The sequence below is a fragment of the Methylomicrobium lacus genome (assembly GCF_041897535.1).
GTDB lineage: Bacteria > Pseudomonadota > Gammaproteobacteria > Methylococcales > Methylomonadaceae > Methylomicrobium > Methylomicrobium lacus_A.
Map to the genome: position 1 here is coordinate 3,288,599 of NZ_CP169217.1, position 24,012 is coordinate 3,312,610.

A 24,012-nucleotide genomic window follows, 5' to 3' on the forward strand; every position below is an offset into this window, starting at 1 on the left:
ATTCTGGAAAAATAGCTTTAAGGCAGCCATCATCTTTTAACTCACCATCCGAAACGACTATGAAAAAATTACTGATCGCATTACCCCTATTTGCGGTGGCCTTGTGTTTCGCGGGCGCGGCCGATGCATCCGGCGGCCATGGCAAGCACAAAGGTCATCACAAGCATGGTCACAGTGAGGAGGTCGTGCATTATTATGTGCCTGTGCAACCTCCTGCTCCGGCCCCCCGTTACTATTCGGCGCCGGCTCCGCAACCTTATCATGCCCCGGATCGCCGCTCGACATCGGGATTGGCGGGCAGTGTGGTCGGCGGCGCCGTGGGCTATCAGGTCGGCAACGGCAATCCGCTCGCGGCCGGCGTAGGCGCGGCGGCTGGCTCCCTGATCGGCAACGAAATCGGCAGATAGCCTTGATTGATACGGGTTTCCGGGGTAACAGCCGGGAACCCGTGAAGCTTCCGCCGGGGCGAAAAAATCGATTTTTCAGTAACTCCGGCTCCGATCAAATTATCTTTTTCGTTAAGGCATCATTCAGTTACAGCATGCATAATTTAGCCAACAAAAAAGATTGCAGTTTATTTTTAACGTTTGATCAACATCATAGAGAACGATTTATGAAAAAATCATTGTTATTCATCTCCTTGGCGGTTGGTGCAATGATGCTTCCGGGGGTTTCCCTGGCCGACGGCTGGGGACACCACCATGGTCATGGCTGGGGGCACCACCATCATCATGACCATCATGTCGATTATTACCCGGCTCCTGAAGTGCACTATTACTACCCGCAGCCGGTCGTAAGCTATTATGCGCCGCCACCGCCGCCTGTGGTTTATCAGGCGCCGCCTCCGCCACCACCGGTCTCGTATTATCCCGGCGGTCGGCCGTCCACGAACGGCTTGGCGGGTGGAGTCATCGGTAGTGCGTTGGGTTATCAGTTCGGTTCGGGCGATCCCCTGGCGGCCGGCATCGGCGCCGCGGCCGGCTCCTATCTGGGCAATGGCTTCGGCGGTTACTAAGCGCCAATTTTCTCTTCGGTTTCTCAAGCAGACATCAAGACCTCTCGCCGTCGGCGGGCAGGTCTTGAGTTTTTTCGCGCCTCCATGCGTCGGCTTTAGCGAGCCGGCGTAGTCAAAGCGGAAAATTGCATTACACTTTAAGCCGTGTTGTTCATTTGTTTTCAACCGGTTTAGAGTGGATGTCATGGCTATCTTTCCGCGTCTTGTCACAATCCTGCTGTTTTTATCGGCTGCCGGCTGCGCCAGGACTTACCAGGCCCGCTATGTCGATACCAGCGATTTTCTGAGCGATTATTCGATTCTGAAGGAAGATCGCGACGATGATGCCTTGTTGAGTTACTGGAAACAGGGCGCGGATTGGTCGCATTACAAGAAAATCATCGTCGCCCCGGTCCTGATCCGTAAAACCAAGGATTCCGGTTTGAACGACAGGCCGCAGATTGAAAGCAGCCGGCTGAAGGAATTGTTCGAATACCGGGTGCGCGAAGCGCTGAAAAAGGACTTCAAATTGGTCACTAAGCCGGGGCCGGATACGTTGCGGGTGCAGTTGGCGATTACCGACGCGGAAACCTCGACCTTGTTGTTGGATCAGTTCACCACGCTTTACCCTTCGGCGCGCGCGTCATCGTTGTTGAAGCATCTGGTTTTGGGCACCGAGTCGTTTGTCGGCAAGGCCAGCATCGAAAGAAAAGTGACCGATTCGACGACCGGCGAATTGCTGATGGCCTCGGCCGACTGCCGGGCTGGCGGCAAAACCTTGGCGGGATCATTCAATGATTGGGATGATGTCGAGCAGGCTTATCTATACTGGGCTCAACAATTGAGTTATCAGCTTTGCGAGAAGGCGGGGAATCCTAATTGCCAGGCGCCGGATGATTCGTTGTTTGGCTTCTAAGATTTTGGCGGGACTTTAGAGAACAGTGTCTTTTGAAAAAAGGGGCTTTAACTGCGACCAAACGCGGTTAAAGCCCCCTTTTTTTGTCGGATGCGGATAAAACGGCTTATTCGTTTTCCAGGTCGCTCAAAAACATATCCTGAATCAGGTTCCGCTCGCCATGGGTCAGCTTGAAGCGCGCATATTGGGTGCCGGGCGGCAAAATTTCATGGCCTTGCTGTGCGTCGGATACGGGGTTTCTGCGATCCTTCTGGCGCCTTTCCGCTTTGCGGCGGTTCAATTTGGCAAATGTCGATTCTCTGCCTGCTATTTTTTCCTGCAACTCGGCCGCGCTGAATTGACTGGAGGCGCTCCGGCGATCCTCATTTGGGCGCGTATCGGAGGCGCGCCGCACGTTTTTGCGTAAATTGATGATATTCATTGTGTGAGTGACTCTGGTTGGTGATGGCGGTATTTTGACCTAAAAATGCTGCGATTGGCATTTTTTCCATTGACTAACTATAGAATAAAAACCGCCCGGATTCTATAGGTATATTTTTCACATTATTAGGAATCATCGGTCACCGAAGGAAGCAGCCAGACGCCTCAAGGCGTCGCCTCCGTTATTGAACAGCGGCCAGCCGTCGCCGGGCAAGACGGTTGTGATGCCGGGCAGGGCGGCCATTCGTTTGGCCGAGGCAATGGCCCGGTTTTTGTCCTGCAATTTGGCATCCGGCAGCAGGCATAATTCGCCGCCGACATGGCAGCGGATCAGGTCGCCGGTGATCAGGGTATCGTTTTCGAGCAGCAGCGCCAGTTCGCCGGGCGTTTTCGAGCCGGCCAGGTGGAAGGCGGTCAATCCGGGCACGATGTCTGCATCGCCGTCGAGCCAAACGTCGCAGGCAAACGGGATCAGGTCCCTATCGCCCGCCGGTCCGTACAATTTGGCGCCGTTGTCCTGGGCAAGCGGCCAGCTGGCGCGAGTGTGATCGGCATTGGTGATCACGATGTATTCCGCGCCGCCCAAGGCGCGTAAATGGGCGCTATCATGCTCGGATAGAGGCAATGGGTCGATCAACACATTGCCTTCGGGGCGGACCCACAGCACGCTGTGAAAATCCAGGTTGCGTTCCTCGTTGAAGACCGACCAGCCGAATAGCTCTTTGCGATGGAGTTGTTTCATGGTTGCGTTTCCGGTGGATTAGAGCATCATTGCTCGGCGTGGGGGTATTGCTGGCGCCGCTTTTCCGTTTGCAGCAGAATGGCCGCTCGTGCGGCCGGGTCCATTTGTCTCCAGCCTTTGATTTCGTCGAGCGTGCGAAAACAGCCTACGCAGAGATTGCTTTGGTCAAGACAACAGACGTTGACGCAAGGCGAGGCGGGTGCTTCCTGGCAAGAGTTCATAGTATTTCGGGGTTGTTGTGAAAAGGGACGCGGCATCAGCGGTGCAAAATCAGTTCCAAAACCAGCTTGCTGCCGAAATAGGCGAGCAGCAGCGACAGAAAACCGCACAGCGTCAATTTAATCGCGGTCCGTCCGCGCCAGCCATAGCGGATGCGGCCGAGGATCAGGCCGGAGAAATTGATCCAGGCCAGAATCGACAGCACCGTCTTGTGCACGAGATGCTGGGCGAACAAATCTTCGACGAAAATAAAGCCGCTGATCAGCGAAATCGTCAAAAAAAACAAACCGGCGCTGAGCATCTGAAACAGCAGCGATTCCATCGTCTGCAACGGCGGCAGCGATTGAATATAGCGTTTCGGCGGGTGGCTGCGCAATTGCTGATCCTGAACCGCGAGCAATATCGCCTGCAATGCGGCGATGTTCAGCAGGCTGAACGCGATGATCGAGGTCAGGATGTGCGTGCTCATCTGCCAGTTATGAATGTGCAAGGGGTGCGGCTTTTCGGAAAAACTCAAATCCAGCCCGAGCATCAGGGCAGTGATCGGAAACAGAATCACGCCGAGTTTTTCGACCGGCTTGTTGAGGGTCGCAATCAACAGCAGCAGGGCGACGATCATCGACACCAAGGAGGCGGTGCTGAAAAAGCTGAAATTAAACCCCTGGTAGCGTGTGAAATTGACCGCGATATAGGCGAAATGCGCAATGACCGCGATCCAGCCGGGCGACAGCGGCGCTTTTTCGCTCCGATGCTTATGAAAATGCCGGGCAATCAACAGCGCATTGCAGACATAGGCGCCGATGGCAAGAAGAGCAAGCTGGATAGTGGTCATTAAACAATTTCGTGGTCGAAAATGGGCTTGATTTGGATCGATGACGCGGCTTTGAACGCGGCTCGCGCCTGCCATTGTCTCTGAGAAAAACGGTGAAGATTACAGGACCGCTCAAGGTATGTTAGTATAGCCTGTTAGCGTGTCCTGATCCTAGCGCATTTGCGCGGGTCTAGTTTTCCTTGTCACCCAATAAGTTTACGCCATGTTTGATAATTTAACCGATCGATTAAGTGATACCCTCAAAAAACTGAAAGGCCAGGGTCGCCTGACCGAGGACAACATCAAGGAAACCCTGCGCGAAGTGCGCATGGCCTTGCTGGAAGCCGATGTCGCCTTGCCTGTGGTGACTGATTTTATCGATCGCGTGAGAGCCGGCGCCTTGGGCAAGACCGTACAAAGCAGTCTGACGCCGGGTCAGGCGATGGTCAAGCTGGTGCAGTCCGAGTTGGTCAAGGTGATGGGTGAGCGCAACGAAGCGCTGAACCTGCGCACCACGCCGCCGGCGATCGTGCTGATGGCGGGCTTGCAGGGCGCCGGTAAAACCACTACGGTCGCCAAACTGGGCCGTTGGCTGAAGGAAAACCAAAAGAAAAAAGTCGGCGTGGTCAGTGCCGACGTTTACCGTCCGGCCGCGATCAAGCAGCTGGAAACGCTCGCGCAAGATCTGAACCTGACATTTTTCCCGAGCGACTCCAGCCAGAAACCGATCGATATTGCCAATGCCGCGATCGACGCCGCGAAGCGTAAATTTATAGACGTGTTGATCATCGATACCGCGGGCCGCCTGCACATCGATGACGAGATGATGGGCGAGATCAAGGAACTGCATGCCGCGGTCAAGCCGATCGAAACCTTGTTCGTGGTCGACAGCATGACCGGTCAGGACGCCGCGATTACCGCAAAAGCATTCAACGACGCCTTGCCGTTGACCGGCGTGATCTTGACCAAGGCCGACGGCGACGCGCGTGGCGGGGCGGCGTTGTCGATCCGCCACATCACCGGCAAGCCGATCAAGTTCATCGGGGTCGGCGAAAAAGCCGACGCGCTCGAGCCTTTCCATCCGGACCGGATGGCTTCCCGTATTCTCGGCATGGGCGACGTGCTCACGTTGATCGAGGAAATCGAGCAGAAAGTCGATAAGGAAAAAGCGCAAAAGCTGGTCCGCAAGATTCAAAAAGGCAAGGGCTTCGACCTGGAAGACTTCCGCGAACAGCTGGTCGAAATGCAAAACATGGGCGGCGTCGGCACGATGCTCGACAAGCTGCCGGGCATGAACACGGTGCCGAAAGAAGTCAGAGAGAAAGTCAACGACAAGGAATTGGCCCGCCAGATCGCGGTGATCAATTCGATGACGCCGCAAGAACGCCGTTTCCCCGACCTGATCAAAGGCAGCCGCAAAAAACGGATCGCCGACGGCTGCGGCCAGGATTTGAACGCGGTCAACCGGATGCTGAAGCAGTTCATGATGATGGAAAAAATGATGAAGAAGCTGAAGGCCGGCGGCAACATGGCGAACATGATCCGCGGCATCAAGAGCAACGTGCGCGGCTTGCGGCGCTGAGGTTTGAAAATCCTCTCCCTCCGGGAGAGGGCAGGGTGAGGGCGATCGAAATGGCTTATGTCATTTTGATCGCTTGCTTCCTGGAGAGGGAAAAGGCTTTGTCCGCCGCTTTCTGCTTCATCCCGGCCCACAACCGCCAAGCAACAAAATCAATAAACCCTAATTTTGTGTCGATTCAGCGCTTTACATATCAGTAAAATCGCGTAGAATAGGCAGATTAATTTTTTTGAATTAAATGTTTTGAGGAACTTTAATGGTAACCATTCGCCTTACTAGAACTGGCGCGAAAAATCGTCCTTTTTACCACGTCATCGTTGCCGACAGCAGAAGCGGCCGTGACGGCCGTTACATTGAGCGCGTCGGCTTCTTCAACCCGCTGGCTCGCGGCAGCGAAGTCAGACTGCGTCTGGACAGCGAACGCGTCGAATACTGGAAATCCAATGGCGCGCAGCCTTCCGACCGCGTTGCAAGACTGATCAAAGACGCGGCTAAGGCAACCGCCTAAACCCAGTTTTGACCAAAGAACACGATAATACCGTCAGCGTCGGCAAAATTTCCGGCGTTTTTGGTATCAAAGGCTGGCTGAAGATTTTTTCTTACACCAGCCCGAAGGAAAACATCCTGAATTACTCGCCCTGGCTGTTGACCAAAAAGGGTGAGACGAAGACGATCGAAATCGTCGAGGGCCACCTGCAAGGCGGCGGCATCATTGCCCAGATCAAGGGCGTGAACGACCGCAGTCAGGCGGAAGCCCTGGTCGGTTGGGATATTTTCATTCGCCGCGAGCAACTGCCCGCAACGTCCGAAGGCGAATATTACTGGTCCGATCTGATCGGATTGGAGGTCGTGACGACCGACGGCGTGGTGCTGGGCGTAGTCGACAACCTGCTCGAAACCGGCGCGAACGACGTGTTGATCGTGAAGGGCGAACGCGAACGCGCGGTGCCGTTTATCAAGGGTCAGGTGATCGTCAAGGTCGACCGCGAAGGCGGCCGCATCGTCGTCGATTGGGACCCCGAGTTTTAACAGCCGACATGCGTTTCGATGTCGTCTCGATCTTTCCGGACATGGTCACCGGCGCCGCCAGCTATGGCGTGACCGGCAGGGCGATCGAACGGCAGCGTGTCAGTCTGAACGTATGGAACCCCAGGGACTATACCGAAGACCGGCACCGGACCGTCGATGACCGGCCTTACGGCGGCGGCCCGGGCATGGTGATGAAATACCCGCCCCTGCATGATGCGGTGACGGCGGCGAAAGCGGCGGGTGCAAGCCCCGCCAAAGTGGTTTATTTAAGTCCTCAAGGCAAGTTATTGACCCAGGAACTATTGGTCGAGGCCAGTCAGCTCAGTCAATTGATTCTTGTCGCAGGGCGTTATGAAGGCGTTGACGAACGTTTCGTCGAGCTCGATTGCGACGAGGAATGGTCGCTCGGCGACTATGTGATCAGCGGCGGCGAACTCGCGGCGCTGATCGTAATCGACGGCATTACGCGCTTACTGCCCGGCGTGCTCGGCGATGAAGCCTCCGCGGAGCAGGACTCGCATCGAAACGGATTGTTGGATTGTCCGCATTTTACCCGGCCCGAGCATCTGGATGGTTATCCGGTGCCGAAGGTGTTGTTGGGCGGCAATCATGCCGAAATCGAGCGCTGGCGGATGAAACAGGCGCTCGGCAGAACCTGGCAGAGACGCCCGGACTTGCTGGCAAATCAGCAGCTAAGCCCGGAACAGCAAGCCCTGCTGAACGAATTTAAAATTGAAGTTGATGTTTATTAGGTGTGGTAATGAGCAATATTATTGAAGCATTGGAAAAAGAACAATTAAAGCAGATCCCGGACTTTTCGACCGGCGATACCGTGGTCGTACAAGTCCGCGTCAAGGAAGGCGAGCGTGAAAGAATTCAGGCGTTCGAAGGCGTCGTGATCGCGAAGCGTAACCGCGGTTTGAACTCTGCTTTCACCGTCAGAAAAATCTCGCACGGCACCGGCGTCGAGCGCGTTTTCCAGACGCACAGCCCGTTGATCAGCGAAATTCAAGTCAAGCGCCGCGGCGATGTACGCAGAGCGAAGCTGTACTACTTGCGCGATTTGACCGGTAAGGCAGCGAGAATCAAGGAAAAACTGTAAAAAGTTTTTTTTGCAGAAGAGAAAAAGGCGACCTCGGGTCGCCTTTTTTTTTGCGTGAAATTTTATCCGCTGGGTTGCAGGCGAATTTTGTTACTAACTTGGTCGGCTCTCCAGATAAATTTCCTGAAGGGCGTTGCATTTTGATTAGGATGTGATATTTTCGCGCACATGAGTGAAAATAAACCAGTTTCGGAATTTCTAAATCTATTAGGCAACTGGGTGGCGCAATGTTTTGCGTCATTTATGATGCCTAATTGTAATTAGACATTTATGACATCACCGCCACTCACCAATCGAGAATACGCATATTTTCATATTTCCGGCCCCGGAACGCATGAACATGTCACTGAAATTTTGGGACTCAAACCTTCAGAGGCTTGGAACGTCGGCGACATAAATTCACATAACGGCAAACCCCGCAAGTTCATGAGTTGGCGTTTGAGTAGCGGTTTGGATGACACGCGGCCTCTTGATATGCACGTCCAAAATTTATTCCTTTACTTAAATACCAAAGCCGATGTCCTTCGCTTGCTGTGGCTTGACTATGACCTTACTCTCCAGTGCGTAGGTTATTTCCCAGCTAGCGGTCATGGCATGCATTTCAACCGCGAACATATTCGACAGGCTGCCCAACTTGGCTTGGCATTCGATCTTGATTTCTACTATGTTGACGACTACGAACACCATGTCTAACCCTACGCTCAAGCGGGACTGCGCAAAAGCGCGCAGCCCCTTAGCTACACGTTATACGTATGGCTGACCTTATTGATACGACAGTGGATAAGCTAATACGACGAGGTTTTGACCCCATGCGGTCGCCGTTTGCGCATAAAGTTGCGGTGATGCTCGTGACGGCCCAGGGAATCATTGACAACGGAGGTTTCGAATACCTGTTTGGGAACCCTTTCCACCAAGAAACTCGCTTGGAGGATTTCATCGCAGTATATGAGGCTGTTGGGGCTGCAAAATCTGCCGAGGCGTTTCAGGTCGCCTTGACGCGCTGGAGGGAAGGTTTGTCCGACTTTGAGTCTTTAGATGCTGTGCTCTGGGCAAACAGCGAAGCCAATTACAAGAAGCTAGATGAGTACATAGTCAACCATGAGTCCGAATATGTATAACCCTCGTATCAACTTGACCCCAAAAAGCTCCGCTCCTATCGTTGCAACACTTTTTGGGTCAAGTTATATTTAGCGTTAGCTTTCAAGGAGTATTTCCGTGGGTTACGAAGTGCATATAACTCGAAAAGAAGAGTGGTTCGAGGAAGAAGGTCCAGAAATAACCATTGAAGAATGGAAAAACTATGTCGTATCAGATCCTAAAATGCGCCTGGATGGTTTTGCTGAAGCCACCACACCAGACGGAAGCATCCTAAGAGTGGAAAGTCCAGGACTATCAGTATGGGTCGCTTATTCGAAACATGAAGAATATGGAAATATGGCGTGGTTCGACCACTATAAAGATCGGATCACGGTCAAGAATCCAGATGAAGAAATACTCATTAAAATGCACGCAATAGCATCCGCGCTTGAGGCAAAAGTCCAAGGTGACGAGGGTGAAATTTATGACTCAAATGGTCAATCAAATTGGCAGGAACTCCGAGGTAATACTGGGTCAGAATCAGTCGTAGCCAAGAAGCCATGGTGGAAATTTTGGAGTTGAAAGCTAACACGTCGCTCAAAGGGACGCTCCGCGTCCCTTAGCTTAGCGTTAGCCGTGCCGGGTAAGGTTGTGCCAAAGTCGGAGTTCGCAGTAGCCGTCGATTCGATCCAGAAAACTATTCGGCCTCTCTTGGTGTCGCGTGGCTTTAAGGTTCGAGGACGAACGTTCAATCGCCTCACAGAAGACGGTTTGACCCAAGTAGTTAACCTGCAGATGGGTGCGTCCGATCCGCCTGGAACGACGTACTTTCCCGGGCTGCGCGAAAACCTCCACGGGCTCTTCACGGTTAACCTTGGCGTGTACGTCCCCGAAGTAGCCAAGTACCACGGTAGCAGGGAAGCGCGGGCTTGGGTTCAGGAGTTTCACTGCTGCGTGCGTTCACGCCTGGGTGATGCAGCTGGCGAAACACAGGACATCTGGTGGCGCGCTCAGCTGGCCGACGAGGTGATAGAGGATGTCAGAAGTTGTATCGAACGTTTCGGGCTTCCTTTCCTTGAGCGGTTCGCGACCCGCGACAAGATTCTGTCGGAATGGCATGGGCGGTCAAAGAACATGGGCGCGAGCAATCCCCCGCGGATAGTCATGGCGATAATCCTCGCGGGGCGGGGGCAAAATGAGAGAGCGCGTCAGTTGCTCGCGCAGCAAGTGCTCGAAACCCAGAATCCAGGGCATCCCGAATACGTACGCAAGCTCGCTAGGGAGCTATCGCTTGGTCGCGTGGACGGCTAACAAGAAGTTGGAGCGGACGGTCTACGTCATCGCAGGCGCGCCGCAAGTGCGCCATTTCATTATGCACATGCGGCGCGCTGGACAGCGCAGCGCGCCGCAGCTCAACTGCGGAGTTAGTACTGATATGGCTTCCCCGCTCTTGCGATTTCAGCAAGTAGCCCGGATGCTGCGCAGCGGAATCCGGGGAAGCACGAGCTTCTATGATCCCTGATAACATTGCGTTTCACCCGGTCTATATGTTAAGGAAATAAAAGCGCCGTTTTATAGGCGAGCCTCTGTCTGTGTTTCCGCGCAAGTCCAGCTTGACTTATCTGCGCTTCGCCATATGAAATTCAGCCCGAATATTTGGGAGATCAACTGCGTTCGGCTGCGTACCTTGATTTTCTGGTAGATGTGGCTTAAGTGGTCCTTTACCGTTTTCTCGTCGATAAACAGGGCGTGGGCAATATCGGCATTGGAACACCCTGACATGACTCTTAGGGCTACCTCGATTTCCCGAGACGACATGCCGGTGTATTGCAGCCGGCTGGCAATGTCTTCGCGCCTACGAAAGGGCTCGAGCGCGATGATGTTGAGATTGCGGCTCACTGAATTGAAGGCATCATCGCCGCTGCCGTCCGATAGCAAGGCCCCCTCCGTCCCTTGCCGGTTTGGCGTTACACCGGCGCGTTTCGCAAAGCAGGTGAGCAAACTGGGAGGTCGCCAGTCTATCACCCGCGCTCGGTAGAATTTCGAGTCATGATTGAGACATAGCGATCCATCCTGTTCATCCAGCAGGAGCAATTCATTTATAACCTCCGGCGGGATATCCTGGGCGGTCTCGCTGTGGAAAATGATCCGCCCGTCGGCGGCTAGCACGAGTATTTCCGTGCAAAGGTGCTGATCCTCATCAATCTGCGCTTTCTGCAAAAAAAGGGCATGGGCAATGTGAGGCGCCAGATTGCTCAACAGATCGAGATCTTCAGTTTTGAAGTCCCCTCCTTGAAGACCGCGGTATAACCTGAGCACCGCCATCGGTTGCCGGTTCCACGCGGCCACTACGCTCAAGGCATACCGAAAAGGCAGCTGGCGCTGAAAGTCGCTAAACCCTGTTCGAGCCAAATCAGCCCTGGAGGTCAAGTCCGAAAGGCGGATCGCCCGGTTGAGTCGCTCCGGCAATGGCAACGCCGTCACAAACGGATCTAAAGGGGTGTATTGCTCAAGATAAAGATTGATATCCTCCGCTGCGCAATTCCAGCCGTATCCGGGCTGCAATTCGAAAGTGCCGCCATCGACCGAGAGGAACATGGCATTGTGAAAGGGAACCATGAGGCGTAGGCCACCGAACAGCGCACTAGTCATGTCGCTAACGTCCGAAGCCTCGTACAGACGGTTGATGAGTTCCAAAAGATGCTGGTGCAAGCAAAGACAACGAGCCATCAATCCTGCCCTCCGTAAATAAATCTTAATGGTGTATTTCGTATCGGCAGGAAAAGGTTCAAAGGAAAAAATCTTTTTTCATGGGTTTCATGGAATAGTTTTTGATATAAAAATTTTCTATGGTACTAAGGCTATTTGTCTAAAGTCTATACGAGGTAATACTTATTTTGTTTGCAGGGAATTGGTTTTGTAGTATCGGTTATATTAATATAATAGTCTGTTTTAATAAGATAACTTATTGATGTTTGTGTGTGAAATTTCCTACTTTAGTCGGATAGTATTTTAATGTCTTATGCTGTAAAAATATAACTGTCGAGATCGGGCGGGTTGGGTGCGTTGGGATTGGGAGTAAAAAATATTGGAATGTGTATTTATTACGTCCACGCCCGCTTTTGCAGAGGATGCCTTAATATGATAACAGGCGATATTTTTTATGGTATCGCGGGGGCGGCAGCTATCGCGCTCCCCTGTCGCGCGTTATATTCGACATGGCGCCATTAAAAGCAACGGAATACCGATAGTTAAATATCGAGAGTTTCATTTTAACCTATTGATAGGAGATATTTATGAGTTTATTAAATAGCGAATATTTTAAGACCAAAAATACTGGTCTCAGTCAGAATGTTAGAGGTAGCTTTATGCGTAGCTGCCTTGGTCTTGCTTGTTGTCTAGGTATCTCGCTAGGTTGCGTTAATCTAGCGTTAGCGCACGATGATAAAGGGGGCCGAAAAAAGCATGAAAACGATGGGCCAGAGGGGCTTACCTATACTGTTCATGTCAAATTTATCAGCGGTGATAAGACCGAGTCGAGTAATCAGGAGGATGAGTTTGATACTTGTTTTACCTTCGATCAAGACTCCCCTGGAACCCTTGAAATCCTAGGGCTGGACGAGCCGTTAACTTACGCACACGATAAACTGAATATGGACGAGGAGGACTGGCAGGCTAGCGGCTTGGTATCCTCTAATTCAGCCGGCTTGCTACCTTCCGATACTAGCAGCTCGGTACCTGAGTTCAGCGTTGGCATTCACGGCAGAACACGTCATCACGGAGAAAGAATCAAGGGGAATGGCGTCACCCAGCCCGGCGACACTTTCGTATTTAAGGGAAAAAAAACCGACTTAGACACGTGCACTAAAGACAATCAAAACATCCCTGATACTCCATCCAGCCCGGATACTCCATCGAGCCCTGATGTTCCATCGAGCCCTGATGTTCCATCCAGTCCGGATACTCCATCGAGCCCTGATGTTCCATCGAGCCCTGATGTTCCATCCAGTCCGGATACTCCATCGAGCCCTGATGTTCCATTCAGTCCGGATAATCCATCGAGCCCTGATGTTCCATCCAGTCCGGATACTCCATCGAGCCCTGATGTTTCATCCAGTTCGGATACTCCATCCAGCCCGGATGTCCCATCTACTCAGGATAACCAACCTATGCAATAAATAGTGGTCTAGCATGTCTCCCGCACAGCATATTCTCTGCATGCGTGCGGGAGGTTTTCGGATTATTCTCCCCTCTGATGCTGACCGATACGACGACTTATCGCGACCTAATCACTACTTTGAAATCCCCTCCTTGAATACCGCGGTATAACCTGAGCGCCGCTAAAGGTATGTATCTTTCCAGATAAAGACTGATATCCTTCGCTACGCAATTCCAATCGTATCCCTGCTGCAATTCGAATGTACCTCCTTGATCGACCGAGAGGAACATAGCGTTGTGAAAGGGAATTGCTGGGCGCGAACCATCGAACAGCGCACAAGCCATATCGCTAATGTCAGAAGCCTCATACAGACAGTTGATGCGTTCCAGGAGATGCTGGGGCAAGCAAATACAATGGTCCATCAATCACTACTTCCCGTAAATAAATCTTATAGTGCATTTCGTGTTGGCCGGAAAAGGTTCAAAGGGAAAAACCTCTTGTCATGACAACAATTTCTAAATGCCAAGTTATCCATGATACTCAGAATAGTTGTTTAAAGTCGATGCGTGGTATTGCTTATTTTATCATCATGGTTTTTGATTTATGGTGTTGGTTATATTAAGGATTTGCTCAAAAATAACTTCCCGAAATTCGCCCTCATCGTTCCCACGCTCTGCGTGGGAATACCGCCTGAACCGCTCTGCGGTTCGGGACGCAGAGCGTCCTTTAGCGGGTTCCCATGCAGAGCGTGGGAACCATAAGTGGGAGTTATTTTTGACGAAATCCTAAGGTAATAGGCTGTTTTTATAAAATAATATATTAATGTGTTTTATGGGTGGTGAAAAATAGGTGCTTTGTCTGTTTTGTATGGAGTTAATTAGTGTCTTTTAAAGAGTGTTTTATGTAATGCGTTCTTTTTTCACTATTGTATTGATGTGTAATTATTGTTTTTATTGGATGTTTGTTTTGTAAAATTTGTATAAAAATCATATGGATGATTTTATATTTAATGATGTTTGTTGATATATTTATGAAATTCCCTACTTTAGTACGATGGTATTCCTATGTTTTATTAGGTAAAAATATAATCGTCGAGATTGGGCTTCTTCGGTGGTATTTATTATGGTATTGCCGGGCCTTGGTGGCAGGTGTCGGGTGCCTTTGCCAACACGTTGTACTCGACAGGGCGCCATTAAGAGCAACGGAATACCGATAATTTAATATTAGTCGTTGCATTTTAATCTATTTAGCAGGAGATAATCATGAGTAACTTAAATAATAGAGATTGCTTTAAGCGCTACTTTCTCGGCTTTGCCGTTAGTATTGGGATCGCGCTCGGCTGCACGAATTTTGCATTAGCGGATGATGGCGGTGACTTCGAAAAATACTACGACAAGGGGGTAAATGGAAGAATCTACGAAGTTGAAGTCAAAAACTACTACGGGAAGAAGTTTAAGGATTGTTATGAATTCGATAAATACTCCCCTGGATACGTTAAAAGCCACAGGCTTGGTCATACCTTCAAATATGCCCATGCTTATATGAATTCGGACGAGAGAACTTGGATTGCTAGTGGCACGTCAGACTATGACTACGGATACTCCATGTACGGTACATCGAAGGACGATGGGCACAGTATGGACGGGTATGGTTTCGATGAATACGGCACTTCTTATGAATATTCTGGAAAAGAAAACAAAGACTGCCATGTAGACTATGACGAGTCATACTATAGAAAGCCAAATTAATCAGTAACTTTCTATGAAGTCTCCCGCGCAGCAATTTTCTCCATGCGCGGGAGACTTTCGGGGCTGTCATTCGAGTTGCTATTCTTAACTCGGTTTCGCTGGGTGCTTCTCGCCGGTATTTGCGAGACCTTTCAGTGGTGTTAACAAGTCGAAGATCTGGGTCAACCGGACCGACGCCGACACCACCACCAGTAATGTCATGTGCGTTGAAGATGGGCAAGTCAAGGACTATGTGATCAACGTTCAGTAAGTTGGATATGTCCCGTACTTCCAATATTTAATTGGAACCGCCCGCGGGAAACCGCAGGCGGTTTGTTAATCGCCCTAAAGGTATTGGGATATGCGCCATGAGGCTGCAAAGGCAAGATAAAAGCTCTCGTCAGCCACAGTCGCGCCGCGTCTGCCCACCAGCGCGCCTGCGAACGCCTGCGCTCGCTCCACTGTCGTAGGCAGAGGCCATTGCCGGCTCAGGCCCCAAAGGAGTATCGCGGCGAACGCATCGCCCGCGCCGACGGTATCGACCACGAAGGTTGATTCAGGCGGCTTGACAGAGACAAACCGATGCTGCAGGTCGTAAACCAGAGCGCCTTGTGCGCCTCGGGTCACGAACAAGGTTTCGAGAGCGAACTGATCGGAGAACGCCTGCATCGCGCTTTCCAAATCGGTATGGCCGGGGCATAGCGTGAGCAGTTCGTCTTCATTCAGCTTGATCCAGTCCGCATCGTGCAGCAGCGTTAGCAGCGTGTCGGGCTCCCACCAGGGTGGACGCAGATTCACGTCGATAAAAATCTTGCCTCGATGCCTGGCCTTGACCGTTTGCAAGGCGGCGCGCGAGACCGGGTTACGGAGCGCCAGCGAGCCGTGGTAGAGAATGCCTGCGCTGGGCTGTTCGGACAAAGGGTTCTGGTCGATAAAGTCGTAGGCGCAATCGGCGACGATGTCGTAACGCGGTTCGCCGTGAGCAATCGAGACTTGCACGCTGCCGGTCGGATGCATCGGGTCCGTTTGCAGCGCATCGGCGCGCATGCCCCAATTCTGCATCAGTTGGGCGATTTCCCGTCCTTCCGGGTCATCGCCGATACGGCTGATCAACCGCGGCGCTTGCCCGAAGGCCTGCAAATGCCAGGCGACATTGAACGGCGCGCCGCCCAGAACGCGGCTGCCGTCCGGGAAATGGTCGAACAGCACTTCGCCGAAGATATGGATCAGTGAGGGATTAGGCATGGTCTTCCGTCGGATGCAGCAGGGCGGATTCTGTCAGGTAATCGTCGATCCGGTTGCAATCCGACTCGATCAGCCGCGTTTTTTCTCGCTTGCTCAGTTTTTTCAGTTGCAGTTCGCGTTGGGTCGCGGAACTGCGGTCATGGCCGGATTCCAGGTAAACGAGCCGCTGCGGCCGGCGGCCGTAGAAATATTTCGCGCCGCGCCCGCTCGCATGCTGCTCGAAGCGTCTTAGCACGTCATTGGTGATGCCGGTATACAAGGTGTCGTCGCTACAGAGGATGATATAGACAAACCACATCGCCGGATTAAATCACCGTGCCGAACAGAGCGCCGGCGCCGGCGGTCAGGCCCATCGCGAGCGCGCCCCAGAAGGTGACCCGAACCGCGCCTTTGAGCAGGCTCGAACCGCCGGTATAGGCCGAGACGATGCCGAGCAGCATCAGAAACAGCAGCGATGACGACGACACCGTGACGGCGAGAATGGGGACTGGCGAAAACAGCGCGACCAGCAAAGGCAGCGCCGCACCGACCGCAAAGGTGGCTGCCGAGGTCAGGGCGGCCTGCAGCGGACGGGCGGAGCCTTGCTCAGAAATGCCCAATTCTTCCAGCGCATGCGCACCGAGCGCGTCATGCTCCATCAACTGGACCGCGACTTGTTCGGCGAGCAAGGGATCGAGGCCGCGCTGGATATAAATCGCGGTCAGCTCGTTCAGCTCATATGAATGGTTTTCCGCGAGCTCCTTGCGTTCGCGCGCCAGATCGGCCTTTTCGGTATCGGCCTGCGAACTGACCGAGACATATTCGCCGGCCGCCATCGACATCGCGCCGGCGATTAATCCTGCGCCGCCGGCAAGCAAAATATCGTGCTGCGTGGCCTGCGAGGCCGCGATCCCGACGATCAAACTGGCCGTCGAGACGATGCCGTCGTTGGCGCCCAATACCGCGGCGCGCAGCCAGCCGGTGCGATGGGTGCGATGAGATTCGGGTTGATGGGCTTGCATGTGGGTTTCCAGGTTAACTCAAGTTGTCTTCAGGCAAAAGCAGGCGATCGATCTGGTCTTTGATCAATCTAGCGGCCTTTTCCAGCGCTTTTTTTTCCGATCGGTTCAGGTCGGGATGTAGATGGCGGATGATGCCGCGCCGGCCGACCACGACCGGAATACTGAAACAATTATCCTGAATGCCGAGCCAATCATCAAGGTAGGTGCTGAGCGGAATGGTCCGGCGCGAGTCATAAACGATCGCCCGGATCACCTCGCAGGCCGCCGCGGCGATCGCATAATTCGTGTAACCCTTGGCGTTATAAACATCGAAACCGGCGCTGTGCACGGCGTTGAAAATATCGCGGCGCGCGGGATTATCGTCGATATGTTCGCTGCCGGCCGATGCGGTGCTGAACAACGGAAACTGATTCGGACCGTGTTCGCCGAGGATATAGGCGCGCAAATCGTCGGGATGGATCTGCTCCTCCAGCGACAACAGCGACCGGAAGCGGGCCGAATCGACCAGGGTGCCGATCCCCATGATTCTTGCGGTAGGAAATCCCGAGATCTGCGTCGCCAGATACGTCATGATGTCGACCGGATTCGTGATGACGAGCAAAAGCGCATTCGGATTGTTGCGCACCAGCATCGGGATCAGTTGCCGGAACAACTCGACATTGGCAGGACCCAGTTCGAGGCGCGAAGACATAGGGCCCGAAGTGGGCATCGAGGCGGTCACGACCAGGATGTCGCTATCGGCAACCTCTTCGAGCGCGGCGCTTTCGATGAGCATCGAGCGCTCGCAAAAAGCCAGCGTATGCTGTAAATCCAGCGCATCGCCTTGTGCCTTGGCAAGATTCCTGCCGGCCAGGACCAGATGATCGCAGAGACCTTTCAGTACCAGCGCATAAGCGATCGCCGAGCCGACATGACCGGTGCCGATGATGGCAATTTTCATGAGTCACCGAACTCCTGGGTGGTTTGATCTTAGGTAGGATAACGTATTGAGTGAATCAAGACTAATGCCATCGATATTCATCCTGAAATATCGCCCAGCAGCACCGTCCGCAATAAGTGCAGATAATTCGGGCCGACCGGCAATTCGTCCGGGCTTGGTCTGCGGTGATTCCCTGAGCCATGTCCAGCGCATCGCCAGATAGGCCGCGACAGTCAGCAGGCTCATCCCCTGCGCCAGTTCAATCGCGTTATTGACGGCGTGCAGATAAGCATTCATGGACAATTCCAGCATCGGATAGGGCATCGATTCATGCGTTAGATTATACGGCAAGGCGGAAGGTTTTCAGTCCTTTAGCCCCGCAAAAGCCGGTTTTCGACGATTGAATCCGGCCTTTTGCGAAGCGATCGAGACTGAGGCGAATGCGCTTTCTTATGATGAAGCCAAGCTTGCGAAGCAACTGCTGTGGTTAGGTCGCAAGTTGAATCCCCATTTTTCGGAGAGCCATCATGTGTCGTAAATATTACATTTCAGCCTTAGGCGCCGTTGCGTTCGTGTTCATTTTTTCTCTGCCCGCCTGTTCGGTGTACAAAGCCGCAACACAGCCGGGTCCGGCCGACTTGACGGGCATCGGCATCGGCTCGCCGCGATCCGAACTGATTGCAAAATTAGGCGCGCCAAAACTTGTCGATGACGACAAAACAGGGAAGAAGCAGGATGTTTTCGAATTCCAGTCCGGGCTTCCTCAGGCGTCAAAAATCCGCATCATTCCTTATCTGGCAGCAGACGTCTTTACGGCGGGGCTGGCCGAATTGCTACTGTGGCCGTTGGAATTGACTTTCCTGGAGAGTGCAACCTGTGTCGGCATGGCGACCTATGACCCGTCCAAGAAAGTTCTCACCTGGTCTCTTTCGAAGAAGGACGGTACTCAAGACTGTTAAGGGGATACGGTGAAAAAGCGACCCTTTGGGCTACCCGCCTTTATTTGATGATGAGGCTTCGCAAGTTGTAGTGACAGCAGCGACAGCGGGAATGGCTGTGGCGGCTGCGACTAGGCTTCCGCATGACTATCGATATGTTGTTGGACTCCTGGATTTCAACCGGCTTTGGACGCAGTTCGATACTTCGTGGGGTTTGGAAGCGGGGGATAGGATAGATCCGATCCCCCGCGAACGTCTCAATCCCTTGAGGCGGCTGTGTGTATCAACCGTTCAATATCACATCGGCCGCTTTCTCGCCGATCATGTACACCGAAGACACGATGAAGAAGCCCGGAATCTTCGGGAATACCGACGCGTCAACGACGCGCAGGCCCTGGATGCCGCGGACGCGGAACTTGCTGTCCAATACCGCCATCGGGTCGTTGTCGGCGCCGATCGGGCAGGTGCAGGAGGCGTGGTGGCCCCAGGCATTGTAGCGGACGAAATCGCGGATTTGCTCGTCGGTCTGCAAGTCCTTGCCGGGCGCGACTTCTTCGGTCAAGATGCCTTGTTCGAACAGCGGTTTGGTGATGCGGCGCACGAATTTGACGCCCTCAACGACCGAATCGAGATCCTGGCCTTCGACGTCGCTGCCTTCCTCGAAATAGCGGAAGTTGATGTAAGGCCGGTCGCGCGGATCGCTGGAGACCAGCCGGACTTCGCCGGCGCGGTTGATCGTGTGCGCCTTCAGCACGGCCCAGGTCAAATAGTTCAGGCCCTCCTTGATCAGCTTGGAGTAGCCGGGGAAGTAGCCCCGGAAATTGCCGAGCAGGGCGAAGCAGAACAAATCGGGCAGCGGCCGTTCCTCGAACGATTTTTTGATCACCGCCAATACCGCGCCGTTGGTCGTGTAAACGCCCTTGTTTTCGTTCTTCCATTCGTTGTATTGCGGGTCGCCGGGCGCGTATTTGGCACCTTTCAGCACTTCCCAGTCCTGGTTCATTTTGTTCACGACGCCGACTTCGTAGCGGTCCTGCAAATTGGTGCCGACGCCAGGCAGGTGATGCTTGACCGGAATCCCGTGCTTTTGCAGTTCCTCCTTCGGGCCGATGCCGGAGAGCATCAGCAACTGCGGCGTGTTGTAGGCGCCGCCGGCCAGAATCACTTCTTTCGCGGCATAGACTTTGCGCGGCTCGCCGGGCTTAATGCTCGGATTCGCGTGCGCCTTGTACAGCTTCGCACCTTTCAGATACTCGACGCCGACCGCGCGGTTGTTTTCGTCGAGAATCACCTTGGTGACCAGCGCATCGAGTTCGATGGTCAGATTGTCGGGATGTTTTTGCTGCACCACGAGCAAGCGTTCGCGGGTACTGTGGCGGCTGCCGTTTTGGGTCGCGAGCGGCGGATAGCGGAGGCCGGTCGCGTTTTCCTTGACCAGGCGCCAGTCGTTCGGGTCGGCGAGTCCTTCGATCTGCCACTTCAGGCGCTCAAAAAAGTTCGGCAGCGTGCCGGCCACCTTGGCGGCGGATTCGAGTATCGCCGCGACCAGTTTTTTGTCCTTGGCCAAGGCTTCGAGCGGCAGCGCGGCTTCGGTCTGGAACCAGCCATTGAAGCCGTGGCGCGACGGATTGATGCCGAGCCAGGTGGCGAGTTTTCTCAGGATCGGCCGGTGCTGGCAGTATTCCATCCCCTCGAAATATTTGCGCATGTTGTCGGCGTTCCAGGATGCATCGCCGGTCAATTTGGCCACGTCGTCCCAGTCGGCATTGTGCGGATAGACCGTGATCATCGCATTGTGCGCGGTGCAGCCGCCGAGGCAGCCGGCGCGCGGGTAGAGCACGCCTTTCTCGGTCGGGGTGTATTTCGGGTCGAGGGCCTGGAGCGATTCGGTTTCATAGTGGCGCACGAAGAAATCCCAGCGCATCGCTTCGTTTTCGGTCGAAAACGGGTGGAAGACCGGCACGTCGTAGTCATCGGGCAGCCGTTTTTCGCCGGGGAAAGCCAGGTTGTCGCCTTGCAGTTTTTTCGGGTCGCCGCCGGCCTCAAGCACCAGCACCTTCCTGCCCTTTTCGGCGAGCCGTGCGGCAACGGTACCGCCGCCCGCACCCGAGCCGACGACGATGTAATCGTATGTTGCAGAGTTATAGTTATCGCTCATTATCTGTTCTCCTGCTCTAATGAATGAAGACCGCCCGATCGGTTACGGTCGGGCGGTCTTGCTGTTCTGTCCCTGATTGTCCGGAGGGAGCGGCGTCGTGCCGCTCCCGATCGAAACGAAGGCTTAGAAGGTCTTCAGGAATTCGATCAGCGCTTTCTTGTCGGCATCGCTCAGGCCCGGCTCCTTGTTGGCTTCCTTGAAGTAATCGGTGCCGAAATAATGGCCGCGGTTGACGATGTAGTCGGAGCATTTGCTGGCGTTGACCAACGGTTCGACCGCGTTCGCGAATACCTTCGCGGCCTGCTCGTCAGTCGCATCCTTCGGCAGCTTCTTCAGGTCACGCTTGAGCGTGAACAGAACATCGACCAGCTTGGCGCCGTGGGTCAGTTTGTTCCACAAACCGGTGCGTTGATCCAGGTCGATGTTGGTCAGCAGGTTGACCGGAGTGCCCTTCGGAATCGGACCGAGTTCCAGACCGTCTTGTCCTGCAAACTTGCCGCCCTCGATCTTGCCGACCAGTTTATTCAACAGATCCGGCAGATAGCCTGATGGAACCCTGAGATAGCTGGTGTCGTAAGTTCTGTCGATCCAGCCAGGCAGCATCTTGCCGTTAGCGGTCTGGTACTGGACATTGCCCTTACGCTTTTCCGGCCACAGCATTTGCTCGATCGAACTGTCGAACGATTGCAGCCTGGCTTCGACCGCGGGGCTCGGGTTGAACTCGCCGACCGCGTTGTTCAACAGGAACGGCGCGGTCGACCATACGCTGACCAGCGAAGCCGGACGGGTAAAGCCGAGGCCGCCGCCCGGCATGTCGATTTGCCGAGTAGGGACGACGCCTTTGGCGTCGGGCACGGGATAATGTACGGTGTACTTACCGACCGACGGCAGATTCTTGTACGATTGTGACGAGAAATCGTTCCAGATGTTGCCTTCGATCGCATTGGTCGCGAGCGGGCTGCACGCATTCGTTTCGAGCAGCGTGACCGGGACGCGGAGGTCGGTGGACAGGAAGTTGTCCTGCAGGAAGTCGTCTTTTTTGACGATCGCGTCGATCGCCTTTTTGAACTCGTCCGTTTGCGTCCATTTCCAGTAATTATCCCAGTACTTCAGATAGTTCTTGCCGACGCCGCCGTTCGGGAAGAAGCTGTAGGCTTTTTCCGGCAGCTTGCTGGAATGGCAACGCGCGCAGCGTTCGCCGAACACTTCCTTACCGCGGGTCACTACCGCCGCATCGGTGCTGAGGTGCTTGTCGCCGCCCGGTGCATTTTTCAGCAGGTCGGGGCGGGTGCCGGCGATGAAGAACAGCGCCAGGTCCGGCGTTTGCGCTTCGTTGGTCTGCCAGTAGGACGAGTTTTTACGCGATTGCTTGATCGGAATCGGCGTAATCGGTTTGCCGCCGATCAGCGGGTTGAAGTGGGTCAGCCATTCTTCGCTGAACAGGCCGATGTTGATGAAGACGCGGTTCAAGGCGCCGAGCGCTCCGACCGAATCGGCACCGTCCTTCAAGACGCGCGGGGTAAACACGGTATCCGGCGCTTTGTAGAATCCGGCCAGCGGCGAATCGGCAGGCACGAAATCATTCAGCTGCTTGTTGTTCAAGCTGCCGCCGCCGAGTTTTTCCTCGCCGAATTTTTGCGCATTCAGTAGGCGCGGCACCAGATTATAGACCGCGTTCATCGTGCGCGGGTTGTTGATGTAGTCGCTCGAAATCAGCGAGGTATCGAGTGCGCCGGGACGCGAGGTGGTGAACAGTTGATAAGGGAAACTGCTTCTGTCGGCTTCCCAGGAGAAGATCCGGTTGATCCAGAAATATTGCGCGCCCGGATTCGAATTCAGGTTTTCCCATTTCGGATTTTCGGGATCGGCCGGCGGATTGGTCGGGTTCGGGCCGACGTGGCAAAAGCCGCAGGCCATGCCGACGCGGTAAGGCCGGACCAAGTCCTTGTTGTTGTAATACGTCGGGTCCGTATAGTAACGTTCAGGATCCCATTTTTTTTCGGCTTCGGCGTCGAAGTCAGGGTTCGGAAACAGGCGCACGCCGACGATGCCGGTCGCATAGCCGTAGTAGGAACCGGCAGGGATGTTTTTACCGCGGGCGCCGTATTTTACGCCGGGGTATTTGGTTTCATTTTCAAACGGGTCGGGCGCGCAGTCTTTCGAGCGCACGTCGAGCCAGAGCCCGTAGCGGTCCTTGCGCGGTCCGGTCGGTTTTTCGAAGCAGGGTTCGTTGACCAGGCCCAAATAGTTCCAGCGGTTGCTGCGGCTGAATTTCAGGCTGGGATGGTTGGATAATGATTTCAGAAAGTCGAGCGTGCCGACGCTGCGGTAGCTCATCGTGTCCCACAGACGGTCGTTGCCGGCGGTCCAAACGTTCCAGTTGTTGCGCCCAATCGCGACGCGTCTGACCGCTTCTTCGGGAGTGATGCCGGGCACGAAAGGCGCCAGCGTCTTGGCCAGTTCCTCGGGGTTTTTGGTGATGCCGTAATCCATGTCCTTGAAGTAATCCTCGTCGGCGCCTTTCAAGCTGTCGGCGCTGCGGCCGACACACATGGCCTCGTCGAGGATTTCTCCGGCTGCGTTTTTGCAGGCCTTGCTGGTAAAAAGCACCGCCATGCTCGCGCCGCTGTAGCCGGTCAGGCCGATAAACCCGACGCCGGACAGCATCAGCGCAAGGGCTGATTTTTTCAGTTTCATATGTATTCTCCCCAATAATATTGAAAGTCATGCAAATGGGTTGCACGATTGAACTGCGCTCTGTGTGATTAACCTCCTTCGATAAAGCAATTGATTATTAAAATTTTCTTTTTTTCAGGCGATCGATTATTGTTCTTATTGTGGTCCTGTCTGTCCATTCAACCCCAATGGAGTGCATGATCCGCACCTGATCAGTTTTCGGCGATTATGCTCCTAACTTCGTTAGAATATCTGTTAAGTTTTTAACACAACGCGCTCAGATTATCGGGCGATCTTCTT

General features: G+C 53.8%; 27 protein-coding genes. 14 read left to right on the forward strand and 13 right to left on the reverse strand.

The genetic code is table 11. From position 1 onward, the window contains the following. Positions 1–59 precede the first annotated feature (59 nt). The 3 genes from ACEPPP_RS14650 (at position 60) to ACEPPP_RS14660 (ending at position 1,910) form a co-directional block, all read left to right on the forward strand. Entirely contained in the window at positions 60–407 is a 348-nt protein-coding gene (locus ACEPPP_RS14650; protein ID WP_374087891.1) for a glycine zipper 2TM domain-containing protein, read from the forward strand. Positions 408–613: 206 nt separating this feature from the next. Beyond that, positions 614–1,015, forward strand: a complete 402-nt coding sequence (locus ACEPPP_RS14655; protein WP_374087893.1) for a hypothetical protein — start codon at positions 614–616, stop codon at positions 1,013–1,015. 184 nt (positions 1,016–1,199) lie between these two features. Then, positions 1,200–1,910 carry a DUF3313 domain-containing protein gene (locus tag ACEPPP_RS14660; RefSeq protein ID WP_374087895.1) on the forward strand — a complete coding sequence of 237 codons (711 nt, stop codon included), beginning with the start codon at positions 1,200–1,202 and terminating at the stop codon, positions 1,908–1,910. Positions 1,911–2,016: 106 nt separating this feature from the next. Here ACEPPP_RS14660 and ACEPPP_RS14665 read toward each other — a convergent pair whose 3' ends face one another. From ACEPPP_RS14665 to ACEPPP_RS14680, 4 genes are all read right to left on the reverse strand, one after another. After that, the gene (locus tag ACEPPP_RS14665; RefSeq protein WP_374087897.1) at positions 2,017–2,331 is read right to left on the reverse strand and encodes a hypothetical protein; all 315 of its coding nucleotides are present in this window, start codon (positions 2,329–2,331) and stop codon (positions 2,017–2,019) included. A gap of 132 nt (positions 2,332–2,463) precedes the next feature. Next, a complete protein-coding gene (locus ACEPPP_RS14670) occupies positions 2,464–3,072 on the reverse strand; it encodes an MBL fold metallo-hydrolase (RefSeq protein ID WP_374087899.1) in 609 nt (202 codons plus the stop codon). 26 nt (positions 3,073–3,098) lie between these two features. Further along, positions 3,099–3,329, reverse strand: coding sequence for a DUF1289 domain-containing protein (locus ACEPPP_RS14675; RefSeq protein ID WP_374087901.1), 231 nt, complete (start codon positions 3,327–3,329; stop codon positions 3,099–3,101). Continuing rightward, positions 3,329–4,123 (reverse strand): inner membrane protein YpjD, encoded by a 795-nt coding sequence (locus ACEPPP_RS14680; RefSeq protein WP_374087903.1) that lies wholly within the window; start codon positions 4,121–4,123, stop codon positions 3,329–3,331. The genes ACEPPP_RS14675 and ACEPPP_RS14680 overlap by 1 nt, the downstream gene beginning before the upstream one ends. A 202-nt stretch (positions 4,124–4,325) precedes the next feature. Between ACEPPP_RS14680 and ffh the strand changes: the two genes are divergently transcribed. The 9 genes from ffh (at position 4,326) to ACEPPP_RS14725 (ending at position 10,200) form a co-directional block, all read left to right on the forward strand. Further along, positions 4,326–5,684 (forward strand): signal recognition particle protein, encoded by a 1,359-nt coding sequence (gene ffh / locus ACEPPP_RS14685; protein ID WP_374087905.1) that lies wholly within the window; start codon positions 4,326–4,328, stop codon positions 5,682–5,684. 253 nt (positions 5,685–5,937) lie between these two features. Beyond that, on the forward strand, positions 5,938–6,189 hold the full coding sequence (gene rpsP / locus ACEPPP_RS14690) for a 30S ribosomal protein S16 (protein WP_326498897.1): 252 nt from the start codon (positions 5,938–5,940) through the stop codon (positions 6,187–6,189). An 8-nt stretch (positions 6,190–6,197) separates the two neighbouring features. Continuing rightward, positions 6,198–6,710: a ribosome maturation factor RimM gene (rimM, locus tag ACEPPP_RS14695; RefSeq protein ID WP_374087908.1), complete on the forward strand. Its 513-nt coding sequence runs from the start codon at positions 6,198–6,200 to the stop codon at positions 6,708–6,710. An 8-nt stretch (positions 6,711–6,718) separates the two neighbouring features. Continuing rightward, positions 6,719–7,462: a tRNA (guanosine(37)-N1)-methyltransferase TrmD gene (gene trmD / locus ACEPPP_RS14700; protein ID WP_374087911.1), complete on the forward strand. Its 744-nt coding sequence runs from the start codon at positions 6,719–6,721 to the stop codon at positions 7,460–7,462. 8 nt (positions 7,463–7,470) lie between these two features. Beyond that, positions 7,471–7,812, forward strand: a complete 342-nt coding sequence (gene rplS / locus ACEPPP_RS14705; RefSeq protein WP_326498894.1) for a 50S ribosomal protein L19 — start codon at positions 7,471–7,473, stop codon at positions 7,810–7,812. A 270-nt stretch (positions 7,813–8,082) separates the two neighbouring features. Continuing rightward, positions 8,083–8,505 (forward strand): DUF4279 domain-containing protein, encoded by a 423-nt coding sequence (locus ACEPPP_RS14710; RefSeq protein WP_374087913.1) that lies wholly within the window; start codon positions 8,083–8,085, stop codon positions 8,503–8,505. Positions 8,506–8,564: 59 nt separating this feature from the next. Further along, positions 8,565–8,930: a hypothetical protein gene (locus ACEPPP_RS14715; RefSeq protein ID WP_374087914.1), complete on the forward strand. Its 366-nt coding sequence runs from the start codon at positions 8,565–8,567 to the stop codon at positions 8,928–8,930. Between the two features lie 97 nt (positions 8,931–9,027). Then, entirely contained in the window at positions 9,028–9,471 is a 444-nt protein-coding gene (locus ACEPPP_RS14720; protein WP_374087915.1) for a hypothetical protein, read from the forward strand. Positions 9,472–9,603: 132 nt separating this feature from the next. Then, positions 9,604–10,200, forward strand: coding sequence for a DUF4304 domain-containing protein (locus ACEPPP_RS14725; RefSeq protein WP_374090932.1), 597 nt, complete (start codon positions 9,604–9,606; stop codon positions 10,198–10,200). A gap of 261 nt (positions 10,201–10,461) precedes the next feature. Here the strand turns inward: ACEPPP_RS14725 and ACEPPP_RS14730 are convergent, their stop codons facing one another. Both ACEPPP_RS14730 and ACEPPP_RS14735 read right to left on the reverse strand, forming a co-directional pair. Then, positions 10,462–11,586, reverse strand: coding sequence for a LuxR C-terminal-related transcriptional regulator (locus ACEPPP_RS14730; protein ID WP_374087916.1), 1,125 nt, complete (start codon positions 11,584–11,586; stop codon positions 10,462–10,464). A 1,167-nt stretch (positions 11,587–12,753) separates the two neighbouring features. Next, positions 12,754–12,930, reverse strand: a complete 177-nt coding sequence (locus ACEPPP_RS14735) for a hypothetical protein (RefSeq protein ID WP_374087918.1) — start codon at positions 12,928–12,930, stop codon at positions 12,754–12,756. Between the two features lie 1,380 nt (positions 12,931–14,310). Between ACEPPP_RS14735 and ACEPPP_RS14740 the strand changes: the two genes are divergently transcribed. Further along, positions 14,311–14,796 carry a hypothetical protein gene (locus ACEPPP_RS14740; protein WP_374087920.1) on the forward strand — a complete coding sequence of 162 codons (486 nt, stop codon included), beginning with the start codon at positions 14,311–14,313 and terminating at the stop codon, positions 14,794–14,796. A gap of 324 nt (positions 14,797–15,120) precedes the next feature. Here ACEPPP_RS14740 and ACEPPP_RS14745 read toward each other — a convergent pair whose 3' ends face one another. The 5 genes from ACEPPP_RS14745 to ACEPPP_RS14765 are packed head-to-tail and all read right to left on the reverse strand — an operon-like array spanning position 15,121 to position 18,237. Next, the gene (locus tag ACEPPP_RS14745) at positions 15,121–16,020 is read right to left on the reverse strand and encodes a carbohydrate kinase (RefSeq protein WP_374087922.1); all 900 of its coding nucleotides are present in this window, start codon (positions 16,018–16,020) and stop codon (positions 15,121–15,123) included. Continuing rightward, positions 16,013–16,318, reverse strand: a complete 306-nt coding sequence (locus tag ACEPPP_RS14750; RefSeq protein WP_374087924.1) for a GIY-YIG nuclease family protein — start codon at positions 16,316–16,318, stop codon at positions 16,013–16,015. Before ACEPPP_RS14750 ends, ACEPPP_RS14745 begins: the two co-directional genes overlap by 8 nt. Positions 16,319–16,325: 7 nt before the next feature. Beyond that, a complete protein-coding gene (locus ACEPPP_RS14755) occupies positions 16,326–17,021 on the reverse strand; it encodes a VIT family protein (RefSeq protein WP_374087926.1) in 696 nt (231 codons plus the stop codon). 13 nt (positions 17,022–17,034) lie between these two features. Further along, positions 17,035–17,961, reverse strand: a complete 927-nt coding sequence (locus ACEPPP_RS14760) for a malate dehydrogenase (RefSeq protein WP_374087928.1) — start codon at positions 17,959–17,961, stop codon at positions 17,035–17,037. 3 nt (positions 17,962–17,964) lie between these two features. Next, positions 17,965–18,237, reverse strand: a complete 273-nt coding sequence (locus ACEPPP_RS14765; RefSeq protein ID WP_374087930.1) for a hypothetical protein — start codon at positions 18,235–18,237, stop codon at positions 17,965–17,967. A 230-nt stretch (positions 18,238–18,467) separates the two neighbouring features. Here ACEPPP_RS14765 and ACEPPP_RS14770 point away from each other — a divergent pair, with 230 nt between their 5' ends. Then, complete coding sequence (locus ACEPPP_RS14770; RefSeq protein WP_374087931.1) at positions 18,468–18,899, forward strand: hypothetical protein; 432 nt, start codon at positions 18,468–18,470, stop codon at positions 18,897–18,899. Between the two features lie 262 nt (positions 18,900–19,161). Here the strand turns inward: ACEPPP_RS14770 and ACEPPP_RS14775 are convergent, their stop codons facing one another. Together ACEPPP_RS14775 and ACEPPP_RS14780 are read right to left on the reverse strand one after the other, a co-directional pair. Then, positions 19,162–21,036 (reverse strand): GMC family oxidoreductase, encoded by a 1,875-nt coding sequence (locus ACEPPP_RS14775; RefSeq protein WP_374087932.1) that lies wholly within the window; start codon positions 21,034–21,036, stop codon positions 19,162–19,164. A 123-nt stretch (positions 21,037–21,159) separates the two neighbouring features. Next, the gene (locus ACEPPP_RS14780; RefSeq protein ID WP_374087933.1) at positions 21,160–23,733 is read right to left on the reverse strand and encodes a hypothetical protein; all 2,574 of its coding nucleotides are present in this window, start codon (positions 23,731–23,733) and stop codon (positions 21,160–21,162) included. Positions 23,734–24,012: the final 279 nt, after the last annotated feature.

Bases quoted from the DNA above. Each gene is read 5' to 3' on its own strand.
- ACEPPP_RS14650 (WP_374087891.1), top strand. From the start codon at position 60: ATGAAAAAATTACTGATCGCATTACCCCTATTTGCGGTGGCCTTGTGT.
- ACEPPP_RS14655 (WP_374087893.1), top strand. From the start codon at position 614: ATGAAAAAATCATTGTTATTCATCTCCTTGGCGGTTGGTGCAATGATG.
- ACEPPP_RS14660 (WP_374087895.1), top strand. From the start codon at position 1,200: ATGGCTATCTTTCCGCGTCTTGTCACAATCCTGCTGTTTTTATCGGCT.
- ACEPPP_RS14665 (WP_374087897.1), bottom strand. From the start codon at position 2,331: ATGAATATCATCAATTTACGCAAAAACGTGCGGCGCGCCTCCGATACG.
- ACEPPP_RS14670 (WP_374087899.1), bottom strand. From the start codon at position 3,072: ATGAAACAACTCCATCGCAAAGAGCTATTCGGCTGGTCGGTCTTCAAC.
- ACEPPP_RS14675 (WP_374087901.1), bottom strand. From the start codon at position 3,329: ATGCCGCGTCCCTTTTCACAACAACCCCGAAATACTATGAACTCTTGC.
- ACEPPP_RS14680 (WP_374087903.1), bottom strand. From the start codon at position 4,123: ATGACCACTATCCAGCTTGCTCTTCTTGCCATCGGCGCCTATGTCTGC.
- ffh (WP_374087905.1), top strand. From the start codon at position 4,326: ATGTTTGATAATTTAACCGATCGATTAAGTGATACCCTCAAAAAACTG.
- rpsP (WP_326498897.1), top strand. From the start codon at position 5,938: ATGGTAACCATTCGCCTTACTAGAACTGGCGCGAAAAATCGTCCTTTT.
- trmD (WP_374087911.1), top strand. From the start codon at position 6,719: ATGCGTTTCGATGTCGTCTCGATCTTTCCGGACATGGTCACCGGCGCC.
- rplS (WP_326498894.1), top strand. From the start codon at position 7,471: ATGAGCAATATTATTGAAGCATTGGAAAAAGAACAATTAAAGCAGATC.
- ACEPPP_RS14710 (WP_374087913.1), top strand. From the start codon at position 8,083: ATGACATCACCGCCACTCACCAATCGAGAATACGCATATTTTCATATT.
- ACEPPP_RS14715 (WP_374087914.1), top strand. From the start codon at position 8,565: ATGGCTGACCTTATTGATACGACAGTGGATAAGCTAATACGACGAGGT.
- ACEPPP_RS14735 (WP_374087918.1), bottom strand. From the start codon at position 12,930: ATGGAACATCAGGGCTCGATGGAGTATCCGGACTGGATGGAACATCAG.
- ACEPPP_RS14740 (WP_374087920.1), top strand. From the start codon at position 14,311: ATGAGTAACTTAAATAATAGAGATTGCTTTAAGCGCTACTTTCTCGGC.
- ACEPPP_RS14745 (WP_374087922.1), bottom strand. From the start codon at position 16,020: ATGCCTAATCCCTCACTGATCCATATCTTCGGCGAAGTGCTGTTCGAC.
- ACEPPP_RS14750 (WP_374087924.1), bottom strand. From the start codon at position 16,318: ATGTGGTTTGTCTATATCATCCTCTGTAGCGACGACACCTTGTATACC.
- ACEPPP_RS14755 (WP_374087926.1), bottom strand. From the start codon at position 17,021: ATGCAAGCCCATCAACCCGAATCTCATCGCACCCATCGCACCGGCTGG.
- ACEPPP_RS14760 (WP_374087928.1), bottom strand. From the start codon at position 17,961: ATGAAAATTGCCATCATCGGCACCGGTCATGTCGGCTCGGCGATCGCT.
- ACEPPP_RS14765 (WP_374087930.1), bottom strand. From the start codon at position 18,237: ATGAATGCTTATCTGCACGCCGTCAATAACGCGATTGAACTGGCGCAG.
- ACEPPP_RS14770 (WP_374087931.1), top strand. From the start codon at position 18,468: ATGTGTCGTAAATATTACATTTCAGCCTTAGGCGCCGTTGCGTTCGTG.
- ACEPPP_RS14775 (WP_374087932.1), bottom strand. From the start codon at position 21,036: ATGAGCGATAACTATAACTCTGCAACATACGATTACATCGTCGTCGGC.
- ACEPPP_RS14780 (WP_374087933.1), bottom strand. From the start codon at position 23,733: ATGAAACTGAAAAAATCAGCCCTTGCGCTGATGCTGTCCGGCGTCGGG.